The organism is Sulfuricurvum sp. RIFCSPLOWO2_12_FULL_43_24 (assembly GCF_001829605.1).
GTDB lineage: Bacteria > Campylobacterota > Campylobacteria > Campylobacterales > Sulfurimonadaceae > Sulfuricurvum.
Map to the genome: position 1 here is coordinate 1 of NZ_MIBT01000040.1, position 10,806 is coordinate 10,806.

11 protein-coding genes are annotated in these 10,806 nt (G+C 44.8%); 10 read left to right on the forward strand and 1 reads right to left on the reverse strand.

What is annotated here, in order from left to right:
• Positions 1-144 precede the first annotated feature (144 nt).
• Positions 145-915, reverse strand: a complete 771-nt coding sequence (fliP, locus tag A3G19_RS03945; protein WP_291750944.1) for a flagellar type III secretion system pore protein FliP — start codon at positions 913-915, stop codon at positions 145-147.
• Between the two features lie 50 nt (positions 916-965).
• On the opposite strand from fliP, the gene glmU reads away from it, so the two are divergent.
• The 10 genes from glmU (at position 966) to A3G19_RS03995 (ending at position 10,806) form a co-directional block, all read left to right on the forward strand.
• Positions 966-2,276, forward strand: coding sequence for a bifunctional UDP-N-acetylglucosamine diphosphorylase/glucosamine-1-phosphate N-acetyltransferase GlmU (gene glmU, locus A3G19_RS03950; RefSeq protein WP_294870696.1), 1,311 nt, complete (start codon positions 966-968; stop codon positions 2,274-2,276).
• Positions 2,270-3,538, forward strand: coding sequence for a bifunctional phosphopantothenoylcysteine decarboxylase/phosphopantothenate--cysteine ligase CoaBC (coaBC, locus tag A3G19_RS03955; protein WP_294870697.1), 1,269 nt, complete (start codon positions 2,270-2,272; stop codon positions 3,536-3,538). Before glmU ends, coaBC begins: the two co-directional genes overlap by 7 nt.
• A complete protein-coding gene (uppS, locus tag A3G19_RS03960; protein WP_294870698.1) occupies positions 3,535-4,212 on the forward strand; it encodes a polyprenyl diphosphate synthase in 678 nt (225 codons plus the stop codon). The genes coaBC and uppS overlap by 4 nt, the downstream gene beginning before the upstream one ends.
• Complete coding sequence (locus A3G19_RS03965; RefSeq protein WP_015653364.1) at positions 4,212-4,961, forward strand: A24 family peptidase; 750 nt, start codon at positions 4,212-4,214, stop codon at positions 4,959-4,961. The genes uppS and A3G19_RS03965 overlap by 1 nt, the downstream gene beginning before the upstream one ends.
• Positions 4,954-5,976, forward strand: coding sequence for an LptF/LptG family permease (locus A3G19_RS03970; RefSeq protein ID WP_294870700.1), 1,023 nt, complete (start codon positions 4,954-4,956; stop codon positions 5,974-5,976). Before A3G19_RS03965 ends, A3G19_RS03970 begins: the two co-directional genes overlap by 8 nt.
• Entirely contained in the window at positions 5,973-6,701 is a 729-nt protein-coding gene (truA, locus tag A3G19_RS03975; protein WP_294870702.1) for a tRNA pseudouridine(38-40) synthase TruA, read from the forward strand. The genes A3G19_RS03970 and truA overlap by 4 nt, the downstream gene beginning before the upstream one ends.
• 92 nt (positions 6,702-6,793) lie before the next feature.
• Positions 6,794-8,674 carry a molecular chaperone HtpG gene (gene htpG / locus A3G19_RS03980; RefSeq protein ID WP_294870704.1) on the forward strand — a complete coding sequence of 627 codons (1,881 nt, stop codon included), beginning with the start codon at positions 6,794-6,796 and terminating at the stop codon, positions 8,672-8,674.
• Positions 8,675-8,848: 174 nt separating this feature from the next.
• On the forward strand, positions 8,849-9,478 hold the full coding sequence (locus A3G19_RS03985) for a hypothetical protein (protein WP_294870707.1): 630 nt from the start codon (positions 8,849-8,851) through the stop codon (positions 9,476-9,478).
• Positions 9,479-9,576: 98 nt separating this feature from the next.
• The gene (locus tag A3G19_RS03990; RefSeq protein WP_294870709.1) at positions 9,577-9,876 is read left to right on the forward strand and encodes a hypothetical protein; all 300 of its coding nucleotides are present in this window, start codon (positions 9,577-9,579) and stop codon (positions 9,874-9,876) included.
• Between the two features lie 543 nt (positions 9,877-10,419).
• Complete coding sequence (locus A3G19_RS03995; protein ID WP_294870711.1) at positions 10,420-10,806, forward strand: hypothetical protein; 387 nt, start codon at positions 10,420-10,422, stop codon at positions 10,804-10,806.

Genomic DNA, 10,806 nt, shown 5'->3' on the forward strand with positions numbered 1-10,806 from the left:
TCTCCCCTGAATACAGAGGCAAAAACATTGCTTGAACCACTGAAACTTTACGGTCCAGTTGTCCTGCATACCCCTCTTCATAATCGCGGCAACTTCCACAAATCCCGAAATATTCACACTGCACATAGAACCTTTAATTTCAAACTATTTAACACTGGCGATCAGATTACCGATCAGCAAATTCCATCCGTCAACCATGACAAAAACGAGTATTTTAAACGGCATCGAGATCATAACGGGGGGAAGCATCATCATACCCATCGACATCAGGATCGAAGCAACGACCATATCGATGACGAGAAACGGCAAAAAGAGGAGAAATCCGATCTCAAACGCCGTTTTCAGCTCACTGATCATAAATGCCGGGATCACGATGGTGAGAGGAACTTCTTTGATGGATTGAGGATTTTCCATATGACGTATACGCAAAAAGAGGGCCAAATCTTTTTCACGGGTATTGCGTACCATAAAGCTTTTGAACGGCTCGGTTGTTTTCTCAAATGCCTCATCATACGTGATTTTCTCTTCACTGTAGGGCTTAATCCCCTCCTCATACGCTTTGGTGGCGACAGGCTCCATGACGAAAACCGTCAAAATCAATGCCAGCATGACAAGAAGCTGTGTCGGAGGGACTTGCTGAGTACCCAAAGCTTGGCGCAAAAATCCGAAAACGATAACGAAACGGGTAAAAGTCGTCATCACCAGCACCAGACTCGGTGCTAAAAACAGTACGGTTAAAACCAGTAAAACATTAAGTGAACTTACCACTTCAGCCGGTGATTCGGGAGCTGTGAGATTAAAATTCATTGCCGGAACTTGCGGATCAGCACCCCATAGAGCATAGGGAATTAAAAGAAACAAAAAGAAAAAACGACCCAAACCGACACTCCCAAAATAAAGAGATGATAATACCATAGACTAAGTAAAATCTGATAAAATAACACGAATAACTATCAGGAGCATCTATGTCCAACTCTCTCTCTATCGTAATTTTAGCCGCCGGAAAAGGTTCTCGTATGAAATCGCCGAAAGCTAAAGTACTTCATGAGATTTGCGGACGCGAAATGCTCTACTACAGTATTAAAGCCGCGCTAGAGATTACCGATGATGTTATCGTCGTCGTCGCCCACCAAAAAGAGGCCGTAATCGCCGCAATGGAAAAACATTTCAGCAACTTGACGTTTGTCACCCAAGATGCCGAAAACTTTCCGGGTACGGGGGGTGCGATGATGGGAGTGAACCCGCGATATGATGATGTCCTTGTCCTCAATGGCGATATGCCCCTCATCGAACGCTCATCGATCGAAAAATTCCTCGCCAATCCTGCCGATATCGTCATGTCGGTTATCCCGCTCGACAACCCCTCAGGCTACGGCCGTGTCGTTATTGAAAACGACCGCGTTCAACGAATCGTTGAAGAGAAAGATGCGAGTGAAAGCGAAAAAACGATCAATACCGTCAATGCCGGAGTCTACGCCTTTAAACACCATGTATTGCAAACGTATATTCCCCGTCTTTCCAACGCAAACGCGCAAAAAGAATATTATCTTACCGATGTTATCGAAATGGCACGCAACGATGGATTGAGTATTGCCCCGCTCTATGTCGAAGAAGTGGAATTCAAAGGGGTCAATTCCAAAAACGATCTCACCAATGCCGAGATGATTATGATGAATCGCCTCCGCCGTGCCTGGATGGATGCGGGGGTGATTATGCAACTGCCTGAAACCATCTATATTGAGGAAGGGGTAATGTTTGAGGGGGAATGTGTCCTCGAAAACGGTGTACGCCTGTGCGGAAATACCCTGATCATCAACTCTCACATCAAAGCCCACAGCGTGATTGAAGAGAGTGTTATCCGTGATTCGGATATCGGTCCGCTAGCCCATATCCGTCCTCTTAGTGTGATTACGGGGACCCATATCGGGAACTTCGTCGAGGTCAAAAAATCGACCCTTAACGGCGTTAAAGCGGGACATCTAAGCTATTTAGGGGATGCCGTGATCGATTCGGGAACCAATATCGGAGCGGGAACCATCACCTGCAACTATGATGGGGTGAAAAAATACCAAACTATCATCGGTAAAAATGTCTTTGTCGGAAGCGATACCCAGCTCGTAGCTCCTGTCGAGATAGCCGATAATGTGATGATCGCCGCTGGGACAACCGTGACAGCAGGTAAATACGAAAGTGATATCCTCATCCTCAGCCGTACGCCAATCCGTAAAGTAGCCGGATTTTTCACCAAATTCTTCGGAAAGGGGAAAGTATGTTAATCCCCTCAAACCTTTTGGAAGGTAAAAAGATCCTCCTTGGGGTGACCGGTTCGATCGCGGCCTACAAATCACTCGAATTGCTCCGTCTCTACATCAAAGCGGGGGCCGAAGTGCGAGTCGTTATGACCCCTGCCGCAAAAAAATTCGTAGCACCGCTTAGTTTTGAAGCCCTCAGCCGTAACCGTGTCCTCGATGACACCAACGAATCGTGGTCGGATGATTTCAACCACATCAAAATATCAGGGTGGGCCGATCTACTCGTTATCGCCCCCGCCACCGCCAACACGATCGCCAAACTCGCCAACGGTATCGCCGATACGATACTCACCCAATGTGCCCTCGCCTATCCGGGGATCAAACTCCTCGCTCCATCGGCAAACACCAACATGATCCAAAATCCGATGATCCAAGCCTCCATGAAAATGCTCGCCATCGCCAACTACGAGATTGTCAATACCCAGACCAAAGAGTTAGCGTGTCAAGTGACGGGTGATGGCGCAATGGCGGAGCCTCTGGAGATTTTCTGGCAGAGTGCCCGAATACTGCTCAAAAACGATTTTTGGACTGATCGCCGTGTTATCGTCACCGGCGGGGGGACGATCGAAAAGCTCGACGATGTCCGTACCATCTCTAACCGCTCCAGCGGTAAAATGGCCTCAGCACTTGCTGCAGCGCTCTTTTTACGAGGAGCCGATGTAAACCTGATTGCAACCCGTTTTGATGAAGGTCTTCCGACCTCGATCCATACCATCGATGTTGAAAGCTCCGAAGAGATGGAAGAATACCTCACCGATTCGATCCGTATCGCAAAAAAAGGGAAACTCACCAAACCCTCACTGATTCACGATGAGCCTATCGCTCTGATCCAAAAAGAGCCTTTTTTGTTTATGGCGGCGGCGGTGAGCGATTATATTCCGACCCATCCTCAAGAGGGAAAACTCAAAAAAGAGATGTTAGGGGAATCATGGAATATCGAGATGAAACAAAACGTCGATTTGCTCAAATCATGTAACAAAGAGGGGATTAAAACGGTCGCATTCAAAGCCGAAACAGATCCCGCTGTCGCAACCCAAAACGCCCAAAATCTTTTGGTAAACAAGGGGGCTAATGCGGTATGCCTTAACATCATCGATGAAAATAACCCTTTTGGAAGTGATACAAACCGAATCGATTTTATCACCGTTGAAGGGAGTGTTTCTCTCCCTAGAAATGAGAAGTTGGGACTCTCTCTCCAACTCTTAGATGAAGCGATGCGTATATGAGCAATCAACCTTGCCATATTGCGATTATTATGGACGGAAACGGCCGCTGGGCCGAATCCAAAGGGGAAAATCGGACATTCGGCCACGAGAGAGGGGCAGAGGTTGTTCGTACCATTACAACTTATTGCGCTAATCACAGCGATATCCATCGTCTGACCCTTTATGCATTCAGTACCGAAAACTGGAAACGTCCGAAGCTTGAAGTCGAGTTTTTGATGAAACTGCTGGAGCGTTATCTTAAAAATGAAAAAATCACCTATCTAAGCGGAAATATCCGTTTTGAGCCGATTGGAGATCTCTCCATCTTCTCAAAATCGCTCCGTAAAGTGATCGATGATATTCAAAATGCGACAGCCGCATGTACGGGGTTGCTGCAAAGCTTAGCACTCAACTATGGGGGGCGTGATGAAATTGTCCGTGCCGCAAATGCTCTGCGCGATAGCGGAGCACTTACGGTAGAATCCGTGGGAAAAGCACTCGACTGTCAACATGATGTTGATCTGCTGATCCGTACCGGGGGAGATCATCGGCTGTCGAATTTTCTCCTGTGGCAAGCGGCGTATGCAGAGCTATTTTTCACCAATACCCTCTGGCCTGAATTCAGTGTTGATGAACTTGAAGCCATTATCAAAAAATTTAAAACAGTCGAAAGACGCTTCGGAGGATTAAACTGATGGAACTACTCTTTGTTTTTATTGTGGGAGCGGCGATCGGATCATTTTTAAATGTCGTTATCATCCGTACACCGCGTGATGAAAGCGTCTCTTTTCCTGCATCCCATTGTATGAGCTGTAATACTCCTCTTCGCGCTTGGCACAATATCCCGATCCTTTCATGGCTCTTTTTGCGAGGAAAATGTTCTTTTTGCGGTGAAAAAATCTCGATACAATATCCTCTCATCGAATTGCTCAGCGGACTTATCTTCCTTTTCAGTGCAATGAAACTGGGGGTGAGTATCCAATCGTTCGGTGTTGCTTTAACGTTTGATCTCCTTTTGGCCCTATCGGCTATCGATTATTATTACAAAATGGTCCCCGACAGTATCAACCTCTCTGCGCTCACCATCGCTATTTTGAGTGCAACCTCCTTCGGACAGCTCGGTTATAACTTCACCAATGCCCTTTTGTTTGCCGGTGGATTTACCCTCCTTCGTTTTTACCTCTCCTATGCCATCAAAAAAGAGGCGATGGGAGAGGCTGATATTATGATTGCCGCGACCATGGGGGCATTGCTGGGGATCAAATTGGGACTTGTTGCGATTTTCGTAGGTGCAGTGCTTGCTCTTCCGGCACTGTTGCTCACACAAGGAGAGAGTGATGATTCCAAACAACTTCCGTTTATCCCGTTCTTAGCGATGGGATGTTGGATCGTACTCATGTTCGATACGTATGTAACGGCTTATTTGGCGGGGTTATATGGATAAATTACGCCATTATATTTTATCGAATCTCTCGATTCTCTTTTTCTCGATTTTTCTCCCGCTGTTCGCAATCGCTTCGGTCATATTTATGATCAAACTTGCAACCTATACGGCAGTCATTCAGCTCAGTATCGCGGAGATGGGGAAGCTCTATCTTTTCGTATTGCCCGAGTTGCTCTTTTATACCCTCCCGATCGCTTTTATCGTCGGCGGGGCCCTCACCCTCTATCGCCTCTCAAACGATAATGAGATGGTCGTCGTTTTTTCGCTCGGCATATCCCCTTCGTATGTTGCAAGAGTTTTGGCAATTCCCGCATTGCTTCTCTCCATCCTCCTTTTTGTCAATTTTGTAGTAGTTATCCCCTATATCAAAATTATCTCCGGCAACTTTTTGGAGAAAAAAAGGGCGGAAGCCAAGTTCAACCTTACGGCGTCAGAGTTTGGTCATAACTTCGGGGATTGGATGCTCTTTATCAACAAAAGCGATTCGGAATCACGTGCCTTCGGAGATGTAGTCCTTTTTAACAAAGAGATGAAAGAAGAAATCCTCATAACCGCTGAAAAAGCAGAACTCATTAACCATAAAGGAGTCTTGCAGCTGCAATTGTCAAACGGACAAAGTTACAGTTATGATAACGCGCTTCTCAAAACCATGCTTTTTAAAACCGCCTACATCAACGATATGATGAATACCGATCCTACCATCTACCGTAACACCCTCGATTTTTGGACAAACGAGGAAGAACGACCGAAAAAAAATAGACTCATCATCACCAATACCCTCTTAAGCCTTTTCCCCCTTATTTCCGTATTTTTGATGATTGCCTTGGGTGTCGTCCATGCACGCCACCAAAAGCGATGGATTTATCTATGGCTTTTTCTCTCCATCGTCGGATTTTACGCCTCTGCCATCATCACCCAGCAGTGGCTCGGATTTCATACGATCTGGGTGGTAGCACTTGGATGGGTGATCCTCTCCTATGGTTTCTATAAACGTTTAGTGGGAACGCGCTTTTGAACCGTGCCAAAATCACCATGAGCTATAACGGCTCGGCGTTTATGGGGTCTCAACAGCAACCTACGACCCATGAGACCGTTATCGGCACCCTCATCATCGCCCTCAAACGTCTCAAAATCAACTCCGCCCCCAAAGGTTCAGGCCGCACCGATCGAGGTGTTCACGCGACGCATCAAGTAATGCACATCGATCTCCCTCTGTTTTGGAGCGACCTTCAACGACTCAAAGAGATGCTCAACCTCCAGCTCCCAAACTCGTTACGGATCTTACGGATCGAATTTGTCGAAAGCGACTTTCACGCCCGCTACAGTGCCAAACGACGCGTCTATCGCTACGTCATCAAAGAGGGGAATACCAACCCGTTTGAAGACAACTTCGTCTCCTTTATCCCCACTCTCAACCGTGAAGTGATTCGTGATTCAATCAGATGTTTTGAGGGGACCCATAGTTTTGAACTTTTCAAAAAAAGCGGCAACGATATGGATCACTTCACCCGTATTATCTACCGTGCTTACGCCTACTCACACAAAGGGTACTTTATCCTTGTATTCGAGGGAAACGGTTTTTTACGCTCCCAAATCCGCCTGATGGTCGGTTTTTTACTTCGTATTTCCGCTGGCAAAGCAACAAAAGAGCAGCTCATAGAGCAGTTAAACTGTCTCAAGCGATACTCCACCGATATCGCGCCGCATAACGGACTTTATCTAACGCACATTAAGTATTAGTCATATAGACTCAACTTATTTGATACATCTTGCATTATTAATGCTATTTCGTTACAATCACAGCTCAAATTTTAACCTTTAAGGATAGTCACATGGCAAAACATCAGTTCCAGACTGAAGTCTCACAAATCTTACATCTCATGATTCACTCTTTGTACTCGAACAAAGAGATTTTCGTCCGCGAGCTCGTATCGAACTCTTCGGATGCTCTCGATAAACTCAACATGCTCGTCCTCACCGACGACGCCTACAAAGGGGTAAACTTCGCTCCTCGTATCGACATCATCATCGATAAAGAGGCTAAAACCCTTACCATCAGCGACAGCGGTATCGGTATGAACGAAGCGGATTTAGTCGAAAACCTCGGAACCATCGCAAAATCAGGAACCAAAGCGTTCCTCGAAAAACTCAGCGGCGATCAGAAAAAAGATTCTAACCTTATCGGTCAATTCGGTGTCGGTTTCTACGCGTCGTTTATGGTTGCCGATAAAGTGGAAGTGATCAGCCGCAAAGCAGGAGAAGAGCAAGCCTACAAATGGAGCTCAATGGCGGGGTCAGAGTATGACCTAGAGCCAGCAGAGCGCGACAGCCACGGTACGAGCATCATCATGCACCTAAAAGACGATGAGAGCGAATTCCTAGAGACTCACCGTATCGACTCTATCATCAAAAAATACTCCAACCATATCCCTTTCCCGATCTTCATGGACAAAGAGGAGTGGGTAGCACCAGCCGAGGGTGAAGAGAAAGGTCACAACGAAATCGTAAACAAACAAGTCAACAAAGCCAACGCATTGTGGACGATTAGCAAAAGCGACATCACCGACGAAGAGTACAAAGATTTCTACTCCAGTATCGCCCACGATTCCAGCGAACCGTTGCTATGGATGCACAATAAAGCTGAGGGAACACTAGAGTACACCACCCTCTTCTACGTCCCTGCCAAAGCGCCGATGGACTTGTACCGCGTCGATTACCAAAGCGGTATCAAACTCTACATCAACCGTGTCTTCATCACCGACGATGAAAAAGAGCTTATGCCGACTTACCTCCGTTTCCTTCGCGGGGTGATCGATTCTGCCGACCTTCCACTCAACGTCAGCCGTGAAATTTTACAGAGCAACCGCGTTATGGCAAAAATCAAAAACGCATCAGTTAAAAAAGTGCTCAGCGAACTTGCGAAAGTCTCTGAAAACGACGCGGATACATACGACGCATTCTACAAAGAGTTCGGAAACGTCCTCAAAGAGGGACTCTACAGCGACATGGGCAACCGTGAAAAAATCCTAGAGCTTCTTAAACTCAACACCCTTAACTCTGCCGAGCCGGTAATGTTTAGCAAATTCGTAGAAGGAGTTGATGCTGAGAAAAAAGAGATCTATTACATCTCTGCAAAAATGTCTCTCCAAATGCTCAAAAACTCTCCGGCACTAGAGCGTTTCAAAGCCAAAGGGATCGATGTGTTGGTGCTCAACGAAGAGATCGACACGATCGTATTCCCGATGGTAAGCGAGTACAACGAGTATAAATTCGTCAACGTCACCGATGCGGAACTTGAAGAGTCCGAAGAGGAGAAAAAAGAGCACGAAGAGAAAGCCAAAGGGTTGGAATCATTCGTAGGTCAACTCCAAAACGCTCTAGGGAAAAATGTCTCGAAAGTCGAAACGACGTTCGATCTCACCGAGTCTGCCGTATGTCTCAAAGTCGATAAAGAAGACCAAGGGTACATGATGGCGCAGATGATGAAACAATTCGGAAACATGGGCGGAGATTTTCCGGCTCCGAAACCGATCCTCCAAATCAACCCGAACCATGAGTTGATCAAAAAACTCAGCGACTCAGCAGATATGAACCTCATCGACGATGCGGCACATGTGTTGCTCGATCAGGCGAAACTGTATGAGGGTGAGACGCTTGCGGATACCGCTGGGTTTATTGCACGTCTTAACCGTATTATGGCGAAAGCGCTGTAATCTCCCCGTCATTCCGTACTTCACGTGCCCTTTAGGGTAGATACGGAATCTAGCCTCACACTTTCTCGTCATTCCCGACTTGATCGGGAATCCAGCTTCTAAAATAACCAAAATCTATATTTAACTATTCTCGTATTCGATATACTTACATATTTAAAATCAGGTTGTAATTAAATGGAAGAAATTATTAAAGCACTAAATTGGCCTCATTTTACTTTTCTATTTGCGCTAATTTTTCTATTTATTTACAAAAAACAAATAGAAACCTTTATGTCTCGAATTGCATCAATTGACAAAAATGGAATCAAAATATCACCTATGCCAGAAGCTCAAAGAGAGAAAGATAAAACTGAAGCTGTTCAAGAATTACTTTTAGTAATTGGAGATTCTATTGTTTTAAGAGATATTGAAGGGCGCATAAAAACTGACTTGGAAAGTCGTGGACTTGAAACCAATGGCGACACAATTAAAGTATTAATAAAACATTTAGGAGCAACAAAAGTACTGTTAGACTTTGAGCAAATACATAATCTTATTTTTGGAAGCCAAATATATCTTCTTAAAAGACTAAATGAAGTTATCGGGCAAGGGCTATCGAGAGAAGATATCAATGTCCATTTTAATCGTATTCAAGAAAAATATAATGAAGATTTTATTGACTGGTCAGTGGACCAATATATGACATTCCTTCTTGGTAGATCATTAGTAACGGTTGATAATGACACATATCATATAACTAATCTTGGAGTCGAATATTTAACATGGATAATGCGAAATGGACGTAGTGAAAATATGCCATTGTAAAAAAGATCCTTCATTCCAAACGTCCTCGTTTGGAATAAATACTAATGCTATGCACTTCCAAGATTGAACTTGATAGCAAATAAAAAAGGAGTTGTAAAATGAAATATATTATTACATTAATTTTAATCGCAATTGGAATCAATGGCTGTTCATCAGAAAAAGTAAAGTGGACTGCATTTGTATATCCTGACATAGAAAATGTACCAAGTGCAGATCAAACCGAACAATACATCATCGGAGAGTATGATTCATTTGAATCTTGCCAACAAGCCGCAATTGATCAAGTACGTTACAATAATGATAAATATCAAAAAGAAGGCGACTATCAATGCGGTTTAAACTGTCAACATAAAGAAGAATTTGGCGGTTTGTTGATTTGTGAAGAAATAAAAAAATAAAGATTTATTCCCTCGTTCCCAACGTCCTCGTTGGGAATGCAGACTGATGGTATACACTCCCAAGCTGGAGCTTGGGAGCGAGGGGAAGTAATGAACCAAAATTCGTAAAGGATTTCTTCTATCAAACTATCGAGGAAACGTTTCCCTCGTTCCCACTCTCCTGAGTGGGAATGCATACGGAACTATAAATCATAAAATATCTTAGTACGGACTAAGCACTTCTATCCGTTACCACTCGGGAGAGTGGGAACGAGAAAAAGTACCAAAAAACCTCATCACTTCATCAAATTGCTCTTGTGACTCCCACACTCCTGCTTCATCCTAAAGGATCCCCTTCTGTCACGCTCAGTTTCAGTGAATTAAATTTAAAAAAAAATCAACTTTTGACAGTAGGACTTTTGTCATGTCCTTATATTTAATAAAATTCAGGCAAAAAATAGATAGTAAATGGATAAAGAAGTTGAACCCTATCTCAATTTTCGGATGCGTCGATAGGTGGGTAGACAACCGGAAGCATCCGCTAATCAATAGGGAGAAACAACCATGCGTATAGCCAAAGATGACGTAGATGTGAGAATGCAGATTCCGGGTGCCGTGATTCGTCAGCGAATGGATTTCGGGGACGCGACCGGCCTAGGTAAGATCAGTTGCGAATATTTTACTCTTTCTGCGGGTGTTGATACGATCCCTTTGTTTCAGGGGCTGCAAGGTAATTCCTGCCAGTCGCCTCACTGGGGATTCGTCTTGCGCGGTCAGCTCACCACAACAGACGACCAAGGCATTCAGGAGACAGTTTACGCGAATGACCTCTTCTACTGGCCCCCGGGCCACAACGTCAGGGTTGATGCAGATGCAGAGATCGTGATGTTCAGTCCTCAGCATGAGCATAGCATCGTTATTGACCATATGATCGAAAAGACCAAGAGGTAA